We start from the raw sequence: 19,801 nt of genomic DNA on the forward strand, positions 1-19,801 counted from the left end.
GCCGGGCACGCCAGACTGGCTGGCAATCAACTGACCAGGAGCGTGACGTGAACACACAAGACCTTCCCCTCGTTTCCCTTGCCATCCTCAAGGCCAAGCCAGGCCAGGCAGCAGCGCTGAAAGAGGCCTTGCTGGCCCTGATCGAGCCGACCCGGGCCGAGCCCGGCAATCGTGACTACATGTTGTTCGAGCGCAGCGACGAGCCCGGGACGTTTTACATGCGCGAAGCGTTCGACCATCAACAGGCCCTGGACACCCACCTGGCCACCGAACACTTTCAGTATTTTGCCGAGCAGGCTGACCAGCTGCTGGCAGAGCCATTGCAACTGATCTTCCTTGACCCAGTATCCAGTGTCGTTGCGCCCTATCCCTGACACCCCTGCAAGTCACCAGGGAATTTGCCTTCCGTCCCAGGCCCAGAAGGTACCGGTCTGTGATGGTCCATGCCGGCCGATGAGTTCGAGGATGCAACCGGCGGCAAAAGCAGGCGAGAACAGTTTGTCGATTGGCACATTGCCCTGGAAGGGGCGCGAGAGCTGGGTGTCGGTGGTCCCAGGGTGCAGGGCAAGGACCGTCGAAGCGGGGTTGAGCCGCTTGAGTTCGATGCTGGCCGTGCGCAACAGCTGGTTGAGCGCGGCCTTGCTGGCGCGATAGCTGTACCAGCCGCCAAGGTGGTTGTCGCCGATCGAGCCGACCCGGGCCGACAAGGCGGCGTAGGTGACCGGTTGCTGGCGCAGCAAAGGCAGCAGGTGCCTGAGCAGCAGGATAGGGGCGAAGCAATTGGTCACGAAGCTGGCCTGCAACCCCGCGATGTCCAGTTGCGCCAGGGACTTCTCGGGGCGAGCCGGGGGGGCGTGGAGTACGCCAAGGGTACTGATGACCAGATTCAACTGCGCACAGCTGGCCTGGACCTGCGCCGTCAGTGCTTGCAACGCCCGTTCATCCCGAGCATCGCAATCGATGCGCATCAACCTGCGGCCGTGCGTCAGGGCCAGCGCATCGAGCGACGTGCTGCGGGTTGCCTGGCGCGACACGGCGATCAGCAGGCCCACGTCTTCGCGTGCCAGCAGTTGTTCGCACAGGGCAAGCCCGATGCCTTGGCTGGCGCCGCAGACCAACACGTTTGCGGGGCTGTGGAGGTTGGTGATGACACTCATCCGAAGTGCTCCCTGGTATGAATCGAGCTGCCCTTAATTTCTATACAACATTGAAAATTATCTGTACAAAGCCATAATCTTGTACAGGATTTGTCTTCTGTACAGGTTTTTCATGGTTTGCTCCGGACGATTAGCCTGCCTCTGTCTGCTGCTGATTTCGCTCACTTCGGTCGGCGCGGATTGGCGAGCCACGCTTGTGACGGCTCAACGGCTGGGTGAAGGGGAATTCACCTGGTTCGGCCTGCGTCTGTACAGCGCCCGTTTGTGGGCCGAGGGACCGGTGCTGGACTGGAGCCGGCCATTCGCCCTGGAGCTGAGCTACCACCGGTCGTTGTCCCGGGAAACGCTGGTCAAGGCAAGCTTGGAGGAGATGCGCCGTCTTGGCGCCGGCACCGTCACCACGCAACAGTTCGACGCATGGGCCCGTGAAATGCAGGCGGCATTCGTGGATGTGCGCCCCGGTATGCGCATCACCGGGGTGTTCCTTCCGCAAACAGGTTGCCGCTTCTACGTCGATGGCCGACTGCGCCATGAAGTGGCCGATGTGGCTTTCGCCCGGGCCTTCTTTGCCATTTGGCTTGACCCGCGCACCCGGGATCCACAATTGCGCCAGCGCCTGCTCGGCCTGGCCGGTAACGATCGAGGACACTGAATATGTACAAAGCTTTGTTGTTGACCATGTGCCTGTTGCTCGGCAGCTGTGGCAACGTCGGCGTCGAGCACTACGCCGGCGAGCAACCCAAGCTGGACCTGGCGGCCTTCTTCGCGCGTCCGGTGCAGGCCTGGGGCATGTTCCAGAAGCGCTCAGGCGAGGTCGTGAAGCGTTTCCATGTGCGTATCGATAGTCACCGCGAGGGCGAGCGGCTGATCCTTGACGAGCGGTTTCTCTACAGCGACGGTACTCGACAGCGGCGCACCTGGACGCTGGAGCCCGATGGCCCCGGTCGCTGGCGTGGCACCGCGGGCGACGTGATCGGCGAAGCCCGCGGCGAGGTGGCTGGCAATGCGCTGCGCTGGCGTTACCAACTGGACCTGCCGGTTGACGGGCGGCACTGGCAGGTGGACCTGGACGACTGGATGTACCTGATGGACGACGACACCCTGATCAACCGCTCGCGCATGAGCAAGCTGGGCGTGGAGATCGGCCAGATCACCCTGTTCTTTCGCCGCCTGCCGGAGGGCACGCCATGAATCTCAATACACTCTTCGAGCAGGTCGCTGCCGGCCAGGTGCAGGCATTGGAACTGCTGTCGCTGGAGGGCGGTTTCTACCTGCTGCGGGCGATGGCCAATGCGGGGCCGGTCACACTGAGCGACGATCAGGGGCAGGCCGTTCGTTTTCACTCCATCACTCAATTGCGCCAGACGCTGGCCGGTTTGCAGCCGGTGCCGTGCATGCTGGTCCAGCAAGTGGTGCACGATGAAATGTGTGGGCAGCGTGACGGCCCTGTTGCGCCGCTGCGGGTGCCGGTGACGTTGGACGAGCAGTGGTAGCTTCGGCGATGCGTCTGGGCCTGGTGCTGGGCGACCAGCTGTCGTTCGACCTGGCCAGTCTCGCCGCGCTTGACCCGGCCCGCGATGCGATTCTGATGGCCGAAGTGGAAGGTGAGGCGCGCTATGTGCCGCATCATCCGCAAAAAATCGTGCTTGTCTTCAGCGCCATGCGTCATTTCGCCCAGGCGCTCAGGGCACGTGGCTGGCAGGTGCACTACGTCGAATTGGACGCCGACGGCAACAGTGCCAGCATTGCCGGCGAACTGCGGCGCTGGCAGCAGGCTCTGGGCGCCAGCGAGGTTCACTTGACCGAGTGCGGTGAGTGGCGCCTGGAACAGACGCTCCGCGAGGCGGGGCTACCGTTGGTGTGGCACCGCGACACCCGTTTCCTGTGCTCGCGAGAGGCGTTCGCGCGCTGGGCCCAGGACCGTACCCAACTGCGCATGGAGCATTTCTACCGCGGCATGCGCAAGCGCTGCGGCCTGCTCCTGGAGCCCGACGGCAGCCCGGCGGGGGGCGCATGGAATTTCGATAACGACAATCGCAAGCCGTTGGCGCGCGGCCTGCGCGGCCCGTTCCCGGCGCATTTCGCACAGGATGCCATAACCCGTGGCGTGGTGGCCCTGGTACGCCAGCGTTTCAGCGACCACTACGGCGAACTCGACGGTTTCGACTATCCCGTGACCCATACCGAAGCTCAACAGCTCTGGCAGCATTTTCTCGACTTCGGCCTGGCGGCGTTCGGCGACTACCAGGACGCAATGGCTGAAGGCGAGCCTTACCTGTTCCATGCGCGCATCAGCGCGGCGCTGAACATAGGGCTACTGGATGTGCGCTGCCTGTGTGAAGACGTGGAAAGCGCCTGGCGCCAGGGCCGGGTACCGCTCAATGCCGCAGAGGGCTTCATCCGCCAGTTGATCGGCTGGCGCGAGTATGTGCGTGGCATTTACTGGCTGCGTATGCCCGAGTACGCCAGGCTCAACCACCTGGGCAACACCCGCGGCCTGCCGGGCTTCTACTGGAGTGGGCAGACGCGCATGCGCTGCATGGCGCAGGCGATCGGACAGACCTTGCGCCTCGGTTACGCACATCACATCCAGCGGCTGATGGTCACCGGCAACTTTGCCCTGCTAGCCGGCATCGCGCCGCCCGCGATCTGCCAATGGTACCTGGCCGTGTACATCGATGCGTTCGATTGGGTAGAACTGCCCAATACCCTGGGCATGGTGATGCACGCCGATGGTGGCTACCTGGGTTCCAAACCCTACTGCGCCAGTGGTCGTTACATCCAGCGCATGTCCGATCACTGCCAGGCCTGCAGCTTCAGGGTGGATCAGGCGGTTGGTGAAGACGCGTGCCCGTTCAATGCGTTGTACTGGCATTTTCTCATTCGCCACCGCGCCCAGCTTTCAGGCAACCCCCGCCTGGCCTTGGTGTATCGCAGCCTGGACGGCATGGCGCCTGCCCATCGCGAGGGTGTGTGGCAACGCGGTGAAACGCTGCTGGCGCGGCTCGATGCCGGCCAGGACCTATGAAGAAGCAGCATCTCCCGAGCAAAATATGCGCGGTGTGCGGCCAGCCTTTCGCCTGGCGCAAGCGCTGGGCGCGGTGCTGGGCGCAGGTGCGCTATTGTTCTGAACGCTGCCGCCGCTCAGCGCCGCGCGGCGAGACGCACCAGCAAGGGGAGGGCCAGGGCCCAGATCGGCACCAGCAGCAAACTTGTCACCACCGCCCCCAGGGGCAAGGTGACATCAGCTAGCCTGGCGCCGCCCAGGTACGCCAGCGGGCCTCCCAGCGCGCCCACTGACGCGCCGCGCCAGAACGGCCAGCCCGCCCACGCCAGGCTGTGGCGAAGGCCGCTGGCCAGTACCAGCCACAGCAATACCAGCCACAATGGCAGTGGCCATGCTTCAAAACGAAACAAGCCGATCGCCCCCAGCAGGCTATCAAGCACGCAACCGGCCAAGGTCACGCGCAACAGTGCGCGAACTTCGCTGCCGCGAGCCGCGCACAGTGTCAGGTGCACCGCCATCCCCAGCGGCACCAACAACAGTAGCCAGGGAACCTTGGCGCCCAGCACGCAGGCCCACCAGCCAACCTGCAGCCATAGCGCATTGGCGATCAGCCAGGCGCGGGGCATCGTCATTGCCCGGGCAACGGCGCCCGCCGCGCCTGGGGCGCCGCCCACAGCAACTGGGCCACGCCGATGGCACGTTCCTCGAAGCCGCCCTGGCAGTAGCACAGGTAGAATTCCCACAAACGCTGAAAGGTCTCGTCGTAGCCCAGGTCCGCCAGCGTGCCACGTGCCTGGCGCAGATTGTCGCGCCAATGCCCCAGGGTGATGGCGTAATCGACGCCAAAATCCTCCAGGTGCACGAGGTTGAGCGCGGTGCGCCGGCTGGCGGTGTCCAGCAACACACTCAGCGAGGGCAGGGCGCCGCCGGGGAAGATGTAGCGCTGGATGAAATCCACCGAGCGGCGCGCCCGGGCGTAGCGTTGGTCACGAATGGTGATGGCCTGCAGCAACATCAGCCCGTCAGGCTTGAGCAGTGACGCGCACTGGCGGAAGTACACGGGCAAGTAGCGGTGCCCCACCGCTTCTATCATCTCGATGGAGACCAGTTTGTCGAAAGTCCCCGTCAGGTCGCGGTAATCGTCACACAGCACGGTCACCCGTTGCTCCAGCCCAAGGTCCTTCACCCGTTGCAGGGTGTAGGTGTACTGCGCGTGCGACAGTGTCGTGGTGGTCACCCGGCAACCGTGGCGGGTGGCGGCGTGAATTGCCAGGCTGCCCCAGCCACAGCCGATTTCCAGCAGGTGATCCTGCGCGCTGAGCTCAAGCTTTTGGCAGATGCGCTCCAGCTTATGCTGCTGCGCCTGCTCCAGCGATTGCCCGGGGTATTCGAACTGCGCGGCCGAATACATCATGGTCGGGTCCAGCAGTTGCTCGAACAGGGTATTGCCCAGGTCGTAATGGGCCAGGATGTTGCGTCGAGCGCCGCTGCGGTTGTTGCGGTTTAGCCGGTGCAGCAGCCGCAGGGCAGGGCGTCCCAGGCGCGCCAGGCCGCCCTCGAGGGCGTCGAGCACATCGAGGTTGGCCACGAACAGACGGGTGACCAACGCCAGGTCCGGGCTGCGCCAGTAACCATGGATATAGGCTTCGCCCGCGCCAATCGAGCCATTGCCGGCGATCAGGCTCCAGGCGGCATCCTCGAGTATCTCTATCTCGACCTGCAGGGCGCTGCCAGGGTCGCCGAAGGTCCACTGGCGACCGTGGCAGAGCAGGCGCAGATGGCCGTGACGCAGTTTGCCCAGCTGGGCGAGCACGGCGTTGCGCGCCAGGCTGCCAAGCAGCGGCGCCAAGCCCGCAGACTTGCTAACACTCAGGGTCGGATTGGACATGATCGGGGTCCTCGCAGGGGTGGCCGAGTGCCAGGTCGCCCCGGCTGGCGCTGTGGTCGTGTATGGGGGTGCGTTTGATGAACAGGCGCAGGGCTTGCCAGTAGATGGCCCAGACGGTGCGCAGGCTCATCCAGGGGAAGGTCAGGACGTAGGCGCGTATGTCCTTGCCATCCAGGGGGCGGCGTTTCAGGGCCAGGTCGGCTTCGAAGACCTTCTGCTCGCCTTGCCAGTTCTCCATGTGAATGCGTACCTGCGCCTGGTCCAGGTGAAAACGCAGCCGATAGTCCATGTCCAGGGGCAGGAACGGCGATACATGAAAGGCCTTGGCCATGGCGAATGGCCTGGTCAGATCACCTTGTACCGGTAGCACATAGTGGAAACGCTCACGCCACGGGGTGTTGCGCACTTCCAGCAGGATTGCCGCCAGGTGTCCGTCGCGGTCATGGCAGAAATAGAAGCTCACCGGATTGAACGACAGCCCCCAGCAACGCAGTTGGGTCAGCAGGTACACGCGCCCGTCAGGCACTTGCCCGGTGGCCTGGCTCACCAGCAGTCGCGCGGCTTGGGCCAGCGGCAGACCTTGGCGGGTGAGGCTCGGCAGGTAGTCGGCTTCGCGCCAGCACAGCGGGGCCAGGCGCCAACGCCCCAGCCAACGAGACAGCCCCAGCCAGCCAGCCTGTTCATCCAGATCCAGGTAGAACATGCCGATCCTGTAACGAAAGGCATGGGCCCGTGGGCTCAGGCGCCGGTGGCTGATCCAACCCTGGCATAGGCCACTGTTCACAGTTGCTCTCCGAAATGCCTGGCGACCTGCAACGCACTGACCACTCCGTCCTCGTGGAAGCCATTGCCCCAGTAGGCGCCGCAGAAGTAGCTGTGTTGCTGGCCTTGCAATTGCATTTGCCGAGCCTGCGCGGCGGACGCCGCCAGGCTGTACTGCGGGTGGGCGTAGCTGAACCGCGCGAGGATCTGCGCGGGGTCGATCAGCGCGGTCTGATTCAGGCTGACGCAAAAGGTCGTCGGCGCTTCAATGCCCTGCAGGATGTTCATGTTGTAGGTCACCGCAGCTGGCGCCTGTTCGGGGCCGCCGAGGCGGTAATTCCAGCTGGCCCAGGCGTTGCGACGGCGTGGCAGCAGGCGGCTGTCGGTGTGCAGCACCACGTCGTTCTCGGCATAGCCGATGGCGCCCAGCACTGAACGTTCGTGCACGCTCGGCGCTTCCAGCAGCGCCAGGGCCTGGTCGCTGTGGCAGGCGAACACCACATTGTCGAAGCGCTCGGTACCGGCGTCGCTGATCAGGGTAACCCCGCCTTCGTCGCGACCGACCCGGTGCACCCGGCAGCCCAAGCGGATGCGCTCGGCGAAGGGGCGGCACAGCGGGGCGACATAACTGCGCGAGCCGCCCGCCACGACACGCCACTGCGGGCGCTGGTTCACTGACAGCAAGCCGTGGTTGCGACAGAAACGCACGAAGAATGCCAGCGGGAAACCGAGCATGTCGGCTCGCGACATCGACCAGATCGCAGAGCCCATGGGCACGATGTAATGCTCGATGAAACGCTGGCCGTAACCTCCTTCATCAAGGTACGCGCCCAATGTGGTGGTGGGCTCGATCCGCTGCTGTTCCAGGTCGGCGAGAGACTGCCGGTTGAAACGCAGGATATCGCGCAGCATTCCCCAGAACCCTGGTGACAGCAGGTTGCGGCGCTGGGCAAACAACGTGTTCAGATCGTGCCCGTTATACTCCAGGCCGCTGAGCGGATCATGCACGGAAAAACTCATCTGCGTCGGCTGCGAAGCGACCCCGAGTTGTTCGAGCAAACGAATGAAATGGGGATAGGTCCAGTCGTTGAACACGATGAACCCCGTGTCGATGGCATGGCGCTCACCGCGCCACACCACGTCGACGGTGTGGGTGTGGCCACCGACCCAGCCGGCGGCCTCGAAAACCGTTACTTCGTGCTTGCGCGACAACAGGTAGGCGCAGGTCAGGCCGGCGATGCCGCTGCCGATGATGGCTATACGCATGATTGATCAGTCCGTTTCTTGACGAGCCAGGCGCCGGCCCAATGCCAGGCGCGCTTGCGCCGGCAGCGCTCCGAGCAGGCGCAACCCCCAGGTGAACAGGCGCGGGAAGTTTATTTCCAGCGGCCGACGCGGCAGCCGTCTGACGATGTGCCGGGCGGCGCGCTGGGCTGACCACAGCTGAGGCATCGGGAAGTCGTTGCGACGCGTCAGCGGTGTGTCGACGAAGCCTGGATTGATCAGCGTGACGTCGATGCCGGCTTGCGCCAGATCGATGCGCTGCGACTCCACCAGGTAGCGCACAGCGGCCTTGGATGCGCCATAAGCGCCGGCGCGGGGCAAGGCCAGCCAGGTTACCGAGCTGCCCATGACCACCAGGTGCGGGCCGATACCGGCACGCAGCAGGGGCAGGGCGACCGCCAGGCAGTGGCTGAGGCTCAGCACATTGGTGCGGATAACGCGCTCGACCAGCGCCGGGTCGAACCGGCCGGGTTCCAGGTACTCGCAGGTACCGGCGTTGAAAATCGCCATGTCCAGGGCGCCCCAGGCCTGGCGAATGCGGTCTGCTATCTGCGCGACCTGCTCGGGATCGTCCAGATCGCCGTTGGCCAGCAGCACCTGCCCGGGAAAGCGCTCGGCAAAGGGCACCAGTTGCTCGACCCGGCGACCGCCCAGGGCAACCTGATGGCCTTGTTCCAGCAGGCACTGCGCGAGCGCCGCACCGATGCCGCTGCTGGCACCGGTCAACCAGCAGCGGCTCATGCCAACCGCCCCTTGAGCCAGCGAATCGCCCCCCCCATCAGCGGAATGTGTTCGTAGAGCAGCGCGCCGGCGTCGAAGAAATCCTGGTGGTAATGCACCCGGTCATGCCATTGCAGGTAACTGCAGCCTTGCAGGGAAACCGGGCGACCGCCTGCAAGCCGCGGATGACGAAATTGCAGGGTCCAACGCAGGTACCCTTGCCCGGTCCTCACCTCGTCGGCACCGGAGAATACGTAGCGGATGTCATGGGCGTTGGCGTACAGCTGGGCAAAATACGCCCGCAGCTCGCTCAGCCCGTCAATCCGATGCAGCGGGTCGCGGAAGGTGACGTTCTCGCTGTACAGGTTCTCTAGCGCTTCGAGGTGCTGCCCATCGAGCTGGGCGAAGCGCTCGGCGAAATTCTGCAGGTACGTTGACATGCTCGGCTCCGACAAATCCTGTACAAACAAATTTTTTGTACAGGTATAGAAGAAGCCTACGTTTAAATCTGTACAAGTCAACGTTCTTGTACAGATATTTTGCTCAGTGTCCGACCGCTGCCAGCTGGCGGCGCAGGTCGGCGACCTCGACCTCCAGCTCGCGCACCCTTTCTTCGGCAGCGATCTGCGCCGAGACATCGTGTTGAATGCCGATGTAATAGGTCAGCTGGTCTGCCTCGTTATGTACCGGGGTGATGGACAATTCGTTCCAGAACGAGCTGCCGTCCTTGCGATAATTGCGCAGCACCTGACGGCAGGGCTGGCCCGTGCGGATCGCCTCGCGGATCACCGCGATACCCGGCTGCTGCTGATCCTGGCCCTGGAGGAAGCGGCAGTCCTGGTAGAGGATATCGTCCCCGCAGTAGCCGGTGAGGCGTTCAAAGGCGGGGTTGACGTAGATCAGGATGCTGTCGCGGCCTTCCTGCTCGGCAACGACAATGCCATCGTTGGAGTGCTCGACCATCAGTTGCAGGAGTTTTGCGTTGATCATTGGGGACACCCATGAAAAGCTGAGCTGTATGGCGGGCGCAACAATACGAAGCGCCGGCGCGATTCTGTACATAATGGCCTATCTGAGCTCGCCGCAGAAAGAGCGTATGGGTTTAGAATGGGCCATCTTTCTGATGATTCCTCCTGATGACCGAAGTCACCTCACCCGATTTACTGCCCATGCGCGATGTGGTCAGCCTGACTGGCATCAATCCGGTGACCTTGCGCGCCTGGGAGCGACGTCACGGCCTGATCAGCCCGCAACGTACCGACGGTGGTCATCGCCTGTACACGCCCAGCGACGTGCAGCGCATTCGCGACATCCTGCACTGGACAGCCAACGGCCTGCCGATCAGCAAGGTCGGCGAAATGCTCGCCGCTCAGCGTCACACGCCGGTGCAGCAGGATTCGGCCTTCCAAGACTGGCGCGCGGCCCTGAAACGCGCGGCAATGGCGTTCGATACGCGCGGGTTGGAGGGTGTCCATGGCCAGTTGTTCACGCTCCTGCCCAAGGCCACCGTGCTGCGCGAAGTGCTGCTGCCGGTCTGGCAGGCGATGGGCGCGGGCAGGGCCTTCGGTGAGCGCAGTCAGTGGCTGTTCCTTGACACCTTCCTGCGCGCACGCCTGTTGCTGCGCCTGCAGATGAACCAGGCCGATGCGCCAAGGGTGCTGCTGGCCGGTACCGAAGGGGCTGCAGAACTGCCGTTGCTGTGTACCGGCCTGTTGCTCAGCAGCGAGCAACAGCGCGTCGACGTGCTCGGCTGCTGGCAGCCGTTGGAGGAACTCGCCCTGGTGTGCGCGGCGACTCAGCCAGCGGCGTTGGTGATTGCCGTGCAAGGCCCGGTGAACGCCGGGCTGGCCAAGCGGCTGCGGGCCTTGCAGCTGGAGATTGCCTGCCCGCTGGCCCTCACCGGGGTAGCTGGACCGCAAGCCGCGTTGCAAGGCATCCCGCTGCGTGTGCTGGACGAGCAGGGGGACGATGTGGCGGGGATGCTCAACGCGTTGCTCCGGGGAGCCCTGGATCTCTGAGAGCAGGGCCGCTGCGCCGATTAGGTCAACGCCAAAATGGATTGAATTTTGCTCTGCATTGCCGGTTCTACCGCATCAAGCTCCTCGATTTCTTACATGCACGGAGCTTGATTGCAGGAGAGCCGTGTGCCTCGAATCATCACCCCATCGACCCCCGAACACGAAATCACCGAGCACAACGCCAGGATGTTCGGTTCGCCCAAGGAGCGTCTGGACTTCTATCGGCGCGAGATCCAGTACGAAACCAGCATCCTGGCCAATCGTACCGACGCCTATCTGGCCGCCCAGTCGTTTCTGGTTATCGCTTTCGTCTCGTCCATGGGCAACCTCAATCAAGGGTGGGGGGAGATGTTCACCCTGATCGTGCCCGCGTTCCTTGCTTTGCTTGGCGTGCTGAGTTCGCTCAATGCCTGGCCAGGTATTCGCGCGGCGTACAACATCATCGATCACTGGCAACTCAAGCAGAGCCACTTGCTGCGCAGCGAGCCCTTGATGGGGCTGGCCTATGACGAATCGCCCCTGTTCTGCGAGGCCGAAACATCACGTGCGGGGCATCGCAAGTCTTTGCTCTTTTCCCTGCGTACTCCGTGGATCTTTCTGGTGTTCTGGGTGCTGCTGGGGAGTTACTCGGTGTATATCCAATTGGCCTGATTAGGTTGTCATGCTGGGAAGCATGGCCCCCGACCGCTGGCGCGGGGCAGGGGCCGTGCGGCAATGTCAGCGCCCCAGCGCAGCGATCAACTGTTCGTTGAACGCCGGGATATCGTCCGGCGTACGGCTGCTGATCAGGTTACCATCCACCACCACCGCTTCATCGATCCAGCTGCCGCCGGCGTTGCGGATGTCGTCCTGCAACGTCTTGTAGCTGGTCATTCGCTTGCCCTTGACCAGGCCAGTCGAGACCAGCAGCCATCCACCGTGGCAGATCACCGCCAACGGTTTGCCTGCAGAGTCATGGCTTTTGACCAATTCCTGGGCGCCGGGTATCAGACGAATGGTGTCGGAGTTCTGCACGCCGCCGGGCAGCACGAGGGCATCGTACAGATCGAGCCGGGCACTTTCGAACGTGGCATCCACCGGGAATTCGTCGGCGGGCTGGTCGTGATTCCAGCCGCGTACAGTCCCATCCTTTTCGCTCAGGATATCGACCACCGCGCCCAGCTTTTGCAGGGCTTCACGAGGGCCGGTCAACTCCACCTGTTCAAACCCGTCGGTGACCAGAAAGGCCACGCGCTTGCCATTCAATTGTGCACTCATCGTCGTGTTTCCTTTATTGATAGGCTTGATAGGGCAGGCCCCGGGCATGCGGCGAAGTTCCAACGGATTGCCGGAAGGCCTCGCCGCGCACCGGACATCAGTGCTTGCCAGGTAACAGCGTCCCCAGGACCTGCTTGGCCGTCTGCACGATTACCCCTGCCTCGTCAGGGTCGCCCTTGAGCAGGGTGCTGGCGAACTGCTTCGCTTGTTCCAGCTTGATGTGCGGGGGGAGCGGCGGCACGTTGGGGTCGGTCTTGAATTCGATCAGCACCGGGCGGTCGGCGGCCAGGGCCCGATCCCAGGCGCTGGCGACCTCGTCTTCGCGCTCGACGAAGATGCCCTGCAGGCCGATGGAAATGGCAAACAGGTGGTAGGGCACATCGGGTATGGACTGGGACGCCTCGAACTTCGGGTCGCCTTCCATGACCCGCTGCTCCCAGGTGACCTGGTTGAGGTCCTCGTTGTTGAACACGGCGCAGATCCATTTGGGGTTTTCCCATTGCTGCCAGTACTTGGCCACGGTGATCAGCTCGGCCAGGTTGTTCATCTGCATCGCACCGTCGCCCACCAGGGCAATCACCGGGCGCTGCGGGTGCGCAAACTTGGCGGCGATCGCATAGGGCACGGCGGCGCCCATGCACGCCAGGCCGCCGGACAACGAACACTGCATGCCCTGGCGGATCATCAGGTCACGCGCGAACCAGTTGGCGCAGGAGCCGGAGTCACTGGTGACGATGGCCGCATCCGGCAGGCGCGGGGAGAGCTCGTGCACCACCCGCTGCGGGTTGATCGGGTCGGCCTTGGCCAGGGCGCGTTTTTCCAGGGTCTTGTCCCAGCGCGCGCGCCAGCCTTCGATCTTCTTGCGCCAGCGCCGGTCGGGCTTGTGCTCGAGCAATGGCAAGAGCGCCTGCAGGGTTTCGCCGGCGTCACCGACCAGGTTGACCTCCATCGGATAACGCAGGCTGAGCATGTCAGGTTGCAGGTCGATCTGCACGCCGCGAGCCTGGCCTTCCTTGGGCAGGAATTCGGAATAGGGAAAACCCGAACCGATCATCAGCAAGGTGTCGCACTCAGTCATCAGCTTGTAGCTGGGCTCGGTGCCGAGCAGGCCGATGGACCCTGTGACCCAGGGCAGGGTATCCGGCAGCACGGCTTTGCCCAACAGTGCCTTGGCAACGCCCGCCCCGAGCTTTTCGGCCACCGCCTCCACCTGTTCGCTCGCCTGCAGAGCGCCAGCACCGACCAGGATGGCCACCTTGCGACCGGCATTGAGCACATCGGCGGCCTGCTGAAGGTCAGACGTGTAGGGCAGCACCTTCGGCTTGCTGTAGCCGACGCCGGAGTGCACGGTGCCGTGGGCCCTGGCGGGCGCCTCATAGGGCAGGTCCTGCAGGTCATTGGGCAGGATGATGGCGGTTACCCGGCGCTCGCCCACGGCCGTGCGCACGGCGCGGTCGAGCAGGTGGCGTACCTGGGCAGGGGTGGACGCCTGCTGCACGAACGCCCCGGCCACATCCTTGAACATCGACAGCAAGTCCAGCTCCTGCTGATAGTGCCCGCCCAGCGCCGCTCGTGCCTGCTGGCCAACGATGGCCAGCACCGGCTGGTGATCCATGCGCGCATCGTACAGGCCGGTAAGCAGGTGCGAGGCACCTGGGCCCGAGGTAGCGATGCATACGCCCAGCTCACCGGTGAACTTGGCGTGGGCGCTGGCCATGAACGCGGCCATCTCCTCATGGCGGGCCTGAATGAATTCGATCTTGCCGTTGGCCCGGTTCAACGCGCCGAACACACCGTTGATGCCGTCGCCCGGGTAACCATAGATACGCCGCACGCCCCACTGGTACAAACGCTCGACCAGGAAGTCACCTACCGTCGTTGTCATCGTCGTGTCCCTGTCAGTGATGGATAGGGTCTGGACTGGATCGCGCAGGCGAAAGTTTCACTGGGTGTAGCTGGTCGCCCGGCATGAACCTCGAAGCTGGCTCGTATTCTCAAGGGTATTGCCCAACTTCATCGCGAGGCCCTCATGTTTACCCTCGACAGCACCACCCAACCGCAGAGGACGCTGCATTTCGCCGATGACGGCGCGACGCCGAACAGCCGCTTCGCCGTATTGCTCTACCGCCTGCGCCTTGCACCGGCCGATGACAACGCCAGCGCGTTCGAGGCGTTGTTCGCCGCCCACCAATGGACGCCGTTGTGGCGCGACGGCATTTTTGAGTACCAGCATTTCCACCCCAATGCCCATGAGGTGCTGGGTGTCGCAAGCGGGCAGGCGCGGGTGACACTGGGCGGCGCGGGCGGCCAGACGTTGACCGTGAAAGCGGGCAATGTCCTGGTCCTGCCGGCTGGCACTGGCCATTGCTGTGTCGAGCACAGCGATGACTTCCTGGTGGTGGGGGCTTACCCGCTGGGGCAGGAGCAGTACGCCATCCAACGACCCGAGGATGGCGCGCACGACCAGGCGCTGGCGCGCATCGCCGCCGTGCCCAGGCCAGCGCAAGATCCGGTGACCGGCGCACGAGGCGCCCTGATGACGCTATGGCGCTGATCACCAGCCAACGGCATTCAGGCCTCTTTGAAGCGCAGCATGTCTTCCTGGGGTAGCGCGGTGACCTTGATCGCCCGCACCGGCACGGCAAACTTCGCACCGATCCTGGAGAACCGCTCCAGCAGGTGGAAATTGATCGCCTGCTGGATATCCATGTACAGGTTGTAGCCGGGGTCCTTGACGATATACACGCACTCGAACTCCAGCGCCTCCTTGCCGAAGCCACGCAGGTGGGCGCGATCGAAGCGCGCCTGGCCCTGTGCCTTGATCGCCTCCTCGATGATGCCCGGTGCCTTCTTCACGGCATCGGTGGGGGTGTCGTAGGACAAGCCGAACTCGAACACGATGCGTCGCTCCTGCAGGCGCTTGTAGTTCTGGATGGTGCTGCTGATCATGCTGGCATTGGCCATGACGATCTGCTCGCCGCCCAGGCTGCGGATGCGCGTGGTCTTCAGCCCGACATGCTCCACGGTGCCGGCCAGGGGGCCGACGACGATGAAGTCGCCCACCTCGAAGGGCTTGTCCACGGCGATCGACAGCGAGGCGAACAGGTCGCCGAGGATGTTCTGCACCGCCAGCGCCACGGCGATGCCACCCACCCCGAGGCTGGCGACGAAGGCGGTGATGTTCACCCCCAGGTTGGACAGCATGGCCAGCACCACCACCGACCACAACAGCACCCGCGCGCCCCAGGCGGACAGGGTGGCCAGCGCGCTCCCCTGGTTCAGCCCGTCGCCGCCGTGCCGAGCGAAATAGCGGCGCAGGCCCAGGGCGATGGCGCGGTTGGCCCACAGGCCGATCTGCAGCGCCGCCACCACGAACCACAGGCTGCCCACCCGGGCTAGCCAACGCTCGGGCAAATCGAGCATGCCCAGGCCCACCAGCAGCGAGGCGAGCAGCAGCAAGGCATTGCTGGTGCCGTCGAGCACCTTGGCCAGCACTTGGCTGAACGCGCCGTCGTGTTCCGACCAGCGCCGTACCCGCCGCTGCACGAAGCTGATCGCCGCCCGCGCCGCGACAAAGGTCAGGGTGGCGACGCCCAACGCCAGCAGCAGGTTGAGGATTGAGATACCGAATAGTGCGGTATCGGTGAACAGTTCAATGATGCGGTCATTCATGAGTGGCTCGCCTCCTGGTTGCCCTCGGGGGATGTGCAGCGTCCTTTCATGGGACGTCGAGGTGCGGCCAGAGGTCGATCGGATTTTCACCGCCGGGTTTTCGGAACGTCTTGACCCCGCCGCCACTCCACCGCTTCACAGCGCCTGACAGGAGCAAGCGGATGATTTATCTAGGCTGTGCCGGCTGGAGCATTTCGCGACCTTATGTCGACGCGTTTCCCGCGCAAGGCAGCCACCTGCAGCGCTATGCGCGGCGGCTGAACGCGGTCGAGATCAACAGCGCGTTCTACCGCCCGCACCGCCCTGAAACCTATGCGCGATGGGCCGCCTCGGTGCCGACGACATTTCGCTTTTCCGTCAAGCTGCCCAGGACCATCACCCATGAACAGCGCCTGCACGCCTGCGGACCGCTGCTCGATGGGTTTCTCGCCCAGTGCGGCCAGCTGGGGGAGCGCCTCGGTTGCCTGCTGGTCCAGTTGCCACCTTCGTTGGCCTACGACGCCCAAATGGCGCGTCGCTTCTTCGAAGCGTTGCGCGAACGCCATGCCGGACCAGTGGCGGTCGAGCCGCGCCACGCTTCGTGGCATGCGGCGCAGTCAATGCTCGTCGCGCTGCGCATCGCCCAGGTGGCCGCCAGCCCGCCGCGCCTGGTCAGCGATGCCGAGCCCGGCGGGTGGCCAGGGCTGGAGTATTGGCGCCTGCATGGCGAGCCGCGTGTCTACTACAGCGCTTATTCCGACCATTACCTGCAGGCTTTGGCGGCGCGGCTGCGGGCGAGTGCTGCCAGCCAGACAGATATCTGGTGCATATTCGACAATACCGCCGCCGGCGCCGCCTTGGGCAATGCCCTGGCAACCTGGGATCAGTTGTGCTGATGCAGTCGGATCAAACTTTCCCAGGCGGCCGGTACTCTTCTGAAAGACAGTCATCCGCCACGGGACCCTTTCATGAAACAGCCTGAATCCAAACCCGCTGACAAGACCCCACGCCCCATTTCCTCGGAAGAGGCCCAAAAAGGGCAGCCTGCGCCGGATCCGATGCTCGAGCGCCCGGATCCGGATACAGAGGCGGTCGACAAGGTGATAACGCCGACTTCAATCAAAGAGCAGGAAGAGCAGACCCGTGCGATCGAGAAGCGCCTGCGCGACGTTGACGACAAAGCCTGATAAAGACGTGCCAGCGAGGGATGAGCTTGTTTGAGCACGCCGATGCGGCTGCGGCGCTGCTGGCCGCGCGGGCTCAATTCGCCATCACCATTGGTCTTCATATTGTCCTTGCCGCCTTCAGCATTGGCCTGGCGCAGTGGTTGATGGCCTTGGAAGCCTGGTGGCTGTGGCGCCGACAGCCAGCCGTGTTGGCGCTGTACCGCTACTGGCTGAAAGTGTTTGCCTTGACCGTGGCCGCCGGGACCGCCTTCGGCCTGGTCATGGAGTATCAGTTCGGTCTGAATTGGGCACGGCTGTCGCTGGCAGTCGGCGAGATCATCGGTCCATTGATGCTCTATGAGGTACTGGTGGCATTCTTTCTGAAAGCGGGTTTTCTCGGGGTGATGTTGTTCGGCCAGAACAAGGTCGGGCCGAAGCTGCATTTTTTCGCGACCTGCGCGGTGGCCTGTGCACTGGCGCTGGTGCTGGTGCTGGGTTACTCATGGCTGGGTGCCTGCTGGCTGTACTGGCGATGCGAAGGCCCGCTGCAACGTCGGGCGGCCAGCCAGGCCAAGGTGCTCTGCGGCCTTGCCCTGGCGGCGCTGGCTGGTGTGCTGGCGTTGACGTTGCAACTCGATACGCAGTATTGGCATCGCCTCGGTCAGCCCTGGCTGCTCATAGGCGCCGGGGGAGCGAGCGTTGGATTGCTGGTGGGGTTCGCTCGCGCCTGGCGCTGTGCACACCACTGGCTGCCGCTGTCTTGCGCCCTGGGCATGATCGTCGTGGCATTCACCCTCATGCTGGTAGCGCTCTTTCCCAATGCCATCCCGCCGGCACTGACACTCGAACAGGCGGCGGCAAGCGCTGCCACTCAAGTGTTTGTACTGGTTGGCTTTGCCCTGGTTGTGCCTGTCACGCTGGGCTACAACACCTGGGGCTTCAGGGTGTTTTCGGGGAAGGTCAGGGCCTCGGACAGGCAGGGGACGACGCCTGGCCAATGAATGCGCCACGCCATTCGTCCGACATTCAGGAAATGTGCTGAACGCCTGGCAGGGTAAATGCCCTTATGCAAGTCAAACAGGCGCTATTCAACTCCCAATAAAAATACGGCCAGAGGCCTCTGCATAATGACGACTCCCCCGACCGACCTGGATGTGGCAATGGAAATTGGCATCAGCGAAACCGAGGTCAAGCGCTATCGGGGCGATACCTTTCTGCTGGGTGACGGCGCATGGCTTGTCCACTTCGGATACACCATGCCCAAGGAGCTGCGTTCGCGCCTGACCGGCAGCTTTACGCTTATCTTCAAGCCGCACATGTCACTAGGTGACAGACGAAGACCAGGGTAGGGCGCACGCGCTCCTGGTACGCCTAATGGCGCCTGCGCTCAAGTGCCGCCAGCACCCAGCCCGCCACGAATCCCAGGGCCAAGGCGGTTGCCAGGATGGCTGCGGGGTGGCGTTGCAGGCGCTCGACACCCGCCACCAGACGCCGTCCCTGCGTCGCTGTGAAGGCTGGAACTTCAGGTACTGATGGCCGCTGTCCAGGCTGTTCGACTTCACTGCCCCCCTCGTCGGGAGGCCAGTGTTCAAGGCGCGACACTGCCAGGGAAGTGCCATCCGCCAAGGTCAGCACCAGGTCCTTGATCTCGCCGGCGAAGCGGTTGGCGAACACCGGCTCGCCCGTGGCATCGAGGTTGTCATAGATGAATCGCCGCCCCTCCAGCCACCCCACGGCGGTCAGCAGCTCCGGCCCCAGATAGTACTTGCCGTCGAGGAAGAAGCCGGTGAACGGATGCACTCGCTCGAGGTTTTCCACGGTATAGCGTTCTCCCGGCTTCATACCGGTGGCGGGATCGATCATGGCTGCACGCTCCGTGTGGCGATAGTGCGAAACACACAGCCGTGCCTGCTCAGGACGAGCGGATCCGCAAGCATTTCGATACGGACATCGCCGGTACCGTGACAGATCAAAGGCCTCATGGGTTGGTTCTCCTGTACGCTGTGGGGATGGTCTATTCAGGGGAAGCCAGGAAGCGCGTTAAAGTTCAAGCGCAGATCACCAGTGGCATTTGCGTCGCGCCGACCGTCCAGGCGGCTGGAGGGAACCTCGTGCGACGCACAGGCATCTTCCGTCAAAGAAAGCAGGGCGGTCCGAGATGAATGCCTTCAGCGACCCGATGACCCCGGCGCAATGCCGGCTGGCAGCGATCAACCACAGGTTCGACACCTACGACAACCAGGCCCTGCGCCGGCACTGTCCAAGCACCTATCACGATGAACTCCTGCGCCAGGCCGACGAGATGGACCGGCTGCGGTTGATCGACTGGACTGAGTGGCGCGACCTGCGCCGGCTTGCTGATCGAGCGTTTGTGAAGGCGGTGGCCGGCGCGGACTACCACCTTGTGTAGCTGCTTGGGCACTGCCGACCATTCGTCCAGCCGATCGCACTTCGTCAGCGGCAATGGCTTCAACCGTTCAGCCGAACCCACTCAGGAGTGAGCGACATGCCCCGTGGAGACAAAGACAAGTACACCGAGAAACAGAAGCGCAAGGCCGAACACATCGAGCAAAGCTACGAGCACAAGGGCCTGTCCAAGGACGAGGCCGAGTCCCGTGCCTGGGCTACCGTCAACAAGCAGTCCGGCGGCGGCGACAAGTCCGGCGGATCGGGCAGCAAGACGTCGTCGAGCGAAAAGAAGACCGCACGTTCAGATTCGGCCAAGCGGGCCGCGAAAACCCGTCAGGGCCATGGACGTCAATCTGGCACCTCACTGGAGACGCAGACCAAGGAAAGCCTGATGAAAGAGGCGCGCAGCAAGGATATCAAGGGGCGTTCGCGCATGACCAAGGCGCAACTGGTCGAGGCGTTGCGCAGGAAAGGCTGATGCG

General features: G+C 63.7%; 26 protein-coding genes and 1 pseudogene. 15 read left to right on the plus strand and 12 right to left on the minus strand.

Annotated features, from left to right (window positions below; all coding sequences use genetic code 11):
• Positions 1 to 47 precede the first annotated feature (47 nt).
• A complete protein-coding gene (locus C3F42_RS01015) occupies positions 48 to 374 on the plus strand; it encodes a putative quinol monooxygenase (RefSeq protein ID WP_023630321.1) in 327 nt (108 codons plus the stop codon).
• Between the two features lie 12 nt (positions 375 to 386).
• On the opposite strand, the gene C3F42_RS01020 is transcribed toward C3F42_RS01015, so the two are convergent.
• Positions 387 to 1,157, minus strand: coding sequence for an SDR family NAD(P)-dependent oxidoreductase (locus tag C3F42_RS01020; protein ID WP_104443823.1), 771 nt, complete (start codon positions 1,155 to 1,157; stop codon positions 387 to 389).
• A 112-nt stretch (positions 1,158 to 1,269) separates the two neighbouring features.
• Between C3F42_RS01020 and C3F42_RS01025 the strand changes: the two genes are divergently transcribed.
• The 5 genes from C3F42_RS01025 to C3F42_RS01045 are packed head-to-tail and all read left to right on the plus strand — an operon-like array spanning position 1,270 to position 4,409.
• Entirely contained in the window at positions 1,270 to 1,809 is a 540-nt protein-coding gene (locus C3F42_RS01025) for a chalcone isomerase family protein (RefSeq protein WP_104443824.1), read from the plus strand.
• 2 nt (positions 1,810 to 1,811) lie between these two features.
• Positions 1,812 to 2,348, plus strand: coding sequence for a DUF3833 domain-containing protein (locus C3F42_RS01030; protein ID WP_023630324.1), 537 nt, complete (start codon positions 1,812 to 1,814; stop codon positions 2,346 to 2,348).
• Positions 2,345 to 2,650, plus strand: coding sequence for a DUF6482 family protein (locus C3F42_RS01035; RefSeq protein ID WP_023630325.1), 306 nt, complete (start codon positions 2,345 to 2,347; stop codon positions 2,648 to 2,650). Before C3F42_RS01030 ends, C3F42_RS01035 begins: the two co-directional genes overlap by 4 nt.
• Before the next feature lie 8 nt (positions 2,651 to 2,658).
• Entirely contained in the window at positions 2,659 to 4,185 is a 1,527-nt protein-coding gene (locus C3F42_RS01040) for a cryptochrome/photolyase family protein (protein ID WP_104443825.1), read from the plus strand.
• Positions 4,182 to 4,409, plus strand: coding sequence for a DUF2256 domain-containing protein (locus C3F42_RS01045; protein WP_081941257.1), 228 nt, complete (start codon positions 4,182 to 4,184; stop codon positions 4,407 to 4,409). The genes C3F42_RS01040 and C3F42_RS01045 overlap by 4 nt, the downstream gene beginning before the upstream one ends.
• Here C3F42_RS01045 and C3F42_RS01050 read toward each other — a convergent pair.
• The 7 genes from C3F42_RS01050 to C3F42_RS01080 all read right to left on the minus strand — a co-directional run bounded on the left by C3F42_RS01050 (position 4,302) and on the right by C3F42_RS01080 (position 9,808).
• Positions 4,302 to 4,790 carry a DUF2878 domain-containing protein gene (locus C3F42_RS01050; protein WP_038706156.1) on the minus strand — a complete coding sequence of 163 codons (489 nt, stop codon included), beginning with the start codon at positions 4,788 to 4,790 and terminating at the stop codon, positions 4,302 to 4,304. The genes C3F42_RS01045 and C3F42_RS01050 overlap by 108 nt on opposite strands.
• A gap of 2 nt (positions 4,791 to 4,792) precedes the next feature.
• Positions 4,793 to 6,052, minus strand: coding sequence for a cyclopropane-fatty-acyl-phospholipid synthase family protein (locus tag C3F42_RS01055; protein ID WP_104443826.1), 1,260 nt, complete (start codon positions 6,050 to 6,052; stop codon positions 4,793 to 4,795).
• Positions 6,027 to 6,836, minus strand: a complete 810-nt coding sequence (locus C3F42_RS01060) for a DUF1365 domain-containing protein (protein WP_038706154.1) — start codon at positions 6,834 to 6,836, stop codon at positions 6,027 to 6,029. The genes C3F42_RS01055 and C3F42_RS01060 overlap by 26 nt, the downstream gene beginning before the upstream one ends.
• Complete coding sequence (locus C3F42_RS01065; protein WP_104443827.1) at positions 6,833 to 8,080, minus strand: NAD(P)/FAD-dependent oxidoreductase; 1,248 nt, start codon at positions 8,078 to 8,080, stop codon at positions 6,833 to 6,835. The genes C3F42_RS01060 and C3F42_RS01065 overlap by 4 nt, the downstream gene beginning before the upstream one ends.
• A 6-nt stretch (positions 8,081 to 8,086) precedes the next feature.
• Positions 8,087 to 8,839, minus strand: coding sequence for an SDR family oxidoreductase (locus C3F42_RS01070; protein ID WP_094009953.1), 753 nt, complete (start codon positions 8,837 to 8,839; stop codon positions 8,087 to 8,089).
• Positions 8,836 to 9,258: a nuclear transport factor 2 family protein gene (locus tag C3F42_RS01075; RefSeq protein WP_104443828.1), complete on the minus strand. Its 423-nt coding sequence runs from the start codon at positions 9,256 to 9,258 to the stop codon at positions 8,836 to 8,838. Before C3F42_RS01075 ends, C3F42_RS01070 begins: the two co-directional genes overlap by 4 nt.
• Positions 9,259 to 9,361: 103 nt before the next feature.
• On the minus strand, positions 9,362 to 9,808 hold the full coding sequence (locus C3F42_RS01080) for a PAS domain-containing protein (RefSeq protein WP_104443829.1): 447 nt from the start codon (positions 9,806 to 9,808) through the stop codon (positions 9,362 to 9,364).
• A gap of 146 nt (positions 9,809 to 9,954) precedes the next feature.
• Between C3F42_RS01080 and C3F42_RS01085 the strand changes: the two genes are divergently transcribed.
• Positions 9,955 to 10,836, plus strand: coding sequence for a MerR family transcriptional regulator (locus C3F42_RS01085; RefSeq protein WP_038706152.1), 882 nt, complete (start codon positions 9,955 to 9,957; stop codon positions 10,834 to 10,836).
• Between the two features lie 126 nt (positions 10,837 to 10,962).
• Entirely contained in the window at positions 10,963 to 11,487 is a 525-nt protein-coding gene (locus C3F42_RS01090; RefSeq protein ID WP_023630687.1) for a hypothetical protein, read from the plus strand.
• A gap of 66 nt (positions 11,488 to 11,553) precedes the next feature.
• Here the strand turns inward: C3F42_RS01090 and C3F42_RS01095 are convergent, their stop codons facing one another.
• Both C3F42_RS01095 and C3F42_RS01100 read right to left on the minus strand, forming a co-directional pair.
• On the minus strand, positions 11,554 to 12,093 hold the full coding sequence (locus C3F42_RS01095; protein WP_023630686.1) for a type 1 glutamine amidotransferase domain-containing protein: 540 nt from the start codon (positions 12,091 to 12,093) through the stop codon (positions 11,554 to 11,556).
• Between the two features lie 97 nt (positions 12,094 to 12,190).
• Positions 12,191 to 13,978 carry a thiamine pyrophosphate-requiring protein gene (locus tag C3F42_RS01100; RefSeq protein WP_038706151.1) on the minus strand — a complete coding sequence of 596 codons (1,788 nt, stop codon included), beginning with the start codon at positions 13,976 to 13,978 and terminating at the stop codon, positions 12,191 to 12,193.
• 144 nt (positions 13,979 to 14,122) lie between these two features.
• Between C3F42_RS01100 and C3F42_RS01105 the strand changes: the two genes are divergently transcribed.
• A complete protein-coding gene (locus C3F42_RS01105; RefSeq protein WP_038706150.1) occupies positions 14,123 to 14,647 on the plus strand; it encodes a cupin domain-containing protein in 525 nt (174 codons plus the stop codon).
• A 17-nt stretch (positions 14,648 to 14,664) separates the two neighbouring features.
• On the opposite strand, the gene C3F42_RS01110 is transcribed toward C3F42_RS01105, so the two are convergent.
• Entirely contained in the window at positions 14,665 to 15,765 is a 1,101-nt protein-coding gene (locus C3F42_RS01110; RefSeq protein ID WP_094009950.1) for a mechanosensitive ion channel family protein, read from the minus strand.
• A gap of 161 nt (positions 15,766 to 15,926) precedes the next feature.
• Between C3F42_RS01110 and C3F42_RS01115 the strand changes: the two genes are divergently transcribed.
• From C3F42_RS01115 to C3F42_RS01130, 4 genes are all read left to right on the plus strand, one after another.
• Complete coding sequence (locus tag C3F42_RS01115; protein ID WP_094009949.1) at positions 15,927 to 16,640, plus strand: DUF72 domain-containing protein; 714 nt, start codon at positions 15,927 to 15,929, stop codon at positions 16,638 to 16,640.
• A gap of 72 nt (positions 16,641 to 16,712) precedes the next feature.
• Positions 16,713 to 16,931, plus strand: coding sequence for a hypothetical protein (locus C3F42_RS01120; protein ID WP_104443830.1), 219 nt, complete (start codon positions 16,713 to 16,715; stop codon positions 16,929 to 16,931).
• A gap of 20 nt (positions 16,932 to 16,951) precedes the next feature.
• On the plus strand, positions 16,952 to 17,911 hold the full coding sequence (locus C3F42_RS01125) for a cytochrome ubiquinol oxidase subunit I (protein ID WP_104443831.1): 960 nt from the start codon (positions 16,952 to 16,954) through the stop codon (positions 17,909 to 17,911).
• Positions 17,912 to 18,070: 159 nt separating this feature from the next.
• A complete protein-coding gene (locus tag C3F42_RS01130; RefSeq protein ID WP_237750143.1) occupies positions 18,071 to 18,259 on the plus strand; it encodes a hypothetical protein in 189 nt (62 codons plus the stop codon).
• 237 nt (positions 18,260 to 18,496) lie between these two features.
• Here C3F42_RS01130 and C3F42_RS30125 read toward each other — a convergent pair.
• Positions 18,497 to 18,773, minus strand: a pseudogene (locus C3F42_RS30125) (short-chain dehydrogenase); the annotation flags it as partial.
• A 295-nt stretch (positions 18,774 to 19,068) separates the two neighbouring features.
• Between C3F42_RS30125 and C3F42_RS01140 the strand changes: the two are divergent.
• Entirely contained in the window at positions 19,069 to 19,320 is a 252-nt protein-coding gene (locus C3F42_RS01140) for a hypothetical protein (RefSeq protein WP_104443833.1), read from the plus strand.
• Between the two features lie 96 nt (positions 19,321 to 19,416).
• Positions 19,417 to 19,797 carry a hypothetical protein gene (locus C3F42_RS01145; protein ID WP_023630434.1) on the plus strand — a complete coding sequence of 127 codons (381 nt, stop codon included), beginning with the start codon at positions 19,417 to 19,419 and terminating at the stop codon, positions 19,795 to 19,797.
• Positions 19,798 to 19,801 lie beyond the last annotated feature (4 nt).

This window comes from Pseudomonas sp. PONIH3, from assembly GCF_002934345.1.
Taxonomy (GTDB): domain Bacteria; phylum Pseudomonadota; class Gammaproteobacteria; order Pseudomonadales; family Pseudomonadaceae; genus Aquipseudomonas; species Aquipseudomonas soli.

Bases quoted from the DNA above. Each gene is read 5' to 3' on its own strand.
- C3F42_RS01020 (WP_104443823.1), bottom strand. From the start codon at position 1,157: ATGAGTGTCATCACCAACCTCCACAGCCCCGCAAACGTGTTGGTCTGC.
- C3F42_RS01025 (WP_104443824.1), top strand. From the start codon at position 1,270: ATGGTTTGCTCCGGACGATTAGCCTGCCTCTGTCTGCTGCTGATTTCG.
- C3F42_RS01030 (WP_023630324.1), top strand. From the start codon at position 1,812: ATGTACAAAGCTTTGTTGTTGACCATGTGCCTGTTGCTCGGCAGCTGT.
- C3F42_RS01035 (WP_023630325.1), top strand. From the start codon at position 2,345: ATGAATCTCAATACACTCTTCGAGCAGGTCGCTGCCGGCCAGGTGCAG.
- C3F42_RS01040 (WP_104443825.1), top strand. From the start codon at position 2,659: ATGCGTCTGGGCCTGGTGCTGGGCGACCAGCTGTCGTTCGACCTGGCC.
- C3F42_RS01045 (WP_081941257.1), top strand. From the start codon at position 4,182: ATGAAGAAGCAGCATCTCCCGAGCAAAATATGCGCGGTGTGCGGCCAG.
- C3F42_RS01050 (WP_038706156.1), bottom strand. From the start codon at position 4,790: ATGCCCCGCGCCTGGCTGATCGCCAATGCGCTATGGCTGCAGGTTGGC.
- C3F42_RS01055 (WP_104443826.1), bottom strand. From the start codon at position 6,052: ATGTCCAATCCGACCCTGAGTGTTAGCAAGTCTGCGGGCTTGGCGCCG.
- C3F42_RS01065 (WP_104443827.1), bottom strand. From the start codon at position 8,080: ATGCGTATAGCCATCATCGGCAGCGGCATCGCCGGCCTGACCTGCGCC.
- C3F42_RS01070 (WP_094009953.1), bottom strand. From the start codon at position 8,839: ATGAGCCGCTGCTGGTTGACCGGTGCCAGCAGCGGCATCGGTGCGGCG.
- C3F42_RS01075 (WP_104443828.1), bottom strand. From the start codon at position 9,258: ATGTCAACGTACCTGCAGAATTTCGCCGAGCGCTTCGCCCAGCTCGAT.
- C3F42_RS01080 (WP_104443829.1), bottom strand. From the start codon at position 9,808: ATGATCAACGCAAAACTCCTGCAACTGATGGTCGAGCACTCCAACGAT.
- C3F42_RS01085 (WP_038706152.1), top strand. From the start codon at position 9,955: ATGACCGAAGTCACCTCACCCGATTTACTGCCCATGCGCGATGTGGTC.
- C3F42_RS01095 (WP_023630686.1), bottom strand. From the start codon at position 12,093: ATGAGTGCACAATTGAATGGCAAGCGCGTGGCCTTTCTGGTCACCGAC.
- C3F42_RS01100 (WP_038706151.1), bottom strand. From the start codon at position 13,978: ATGACAACGACGGTAGGTGACTTCCTGGTCGAGCGTTTGTACCAGTGG.
- C3F42_RS01105 (WP_038706150.1), top strand. From the start codon at position 14,123: ATGTTTACCCTCGACAGCACCACCCAACCGCAGAGGACGCTGCATTTC.
- C3F42_RS01110 (WP_094009950.1), bottom strand. From the start codon at position 15,765: ATGAATGACCGCATCATTGAACTGTTCACCGATACCGCACTATTCGGT.
- C3F42_RS01115 (WP_094009949.1), top strand. From the start codon at position 15,927: ATGATTTATCTAGGCTGTGCCGGCTGGAGCATTTCGCGACCTTATGTC.
- C3F42_RS01120 (WP_104443830.1), top strand. From the start codon at position 16,713: ATGAAACAGCCTGAATCCAAACCCGCTGACAAGACCCCACGCCCCATT.
- C3F42_RS01125 (WP_104443831.1), top strand. From the start codon at position 16,952: ATGAGCTTGTTTGAGCACGCCGATGCGGCTGCGGCGCTGCTGGCCGCG.
- C3F42_RS01130 (WP_237750143.1), top strand. From the start codon at position 18,071: ATGGAAATTGGCATCAGCGAAACCGAGGTCAAGCGCTATCGGGGCGAT.
- C3F42_RS01140 (WP_104443833.1), top strand. From the start codon at position 19,069: ATGAATGCCTTCAGCGACCCGATGACCCCGGCGCAATGCCGGCTGGCA.
- C3F42_RS01145 (WP_023630434.1), top strand. From the start codon at position 19,417: ATGCCCCGTGGAGACAAAGACAAGTACACCGAGAAACAGAAGCGCAAG.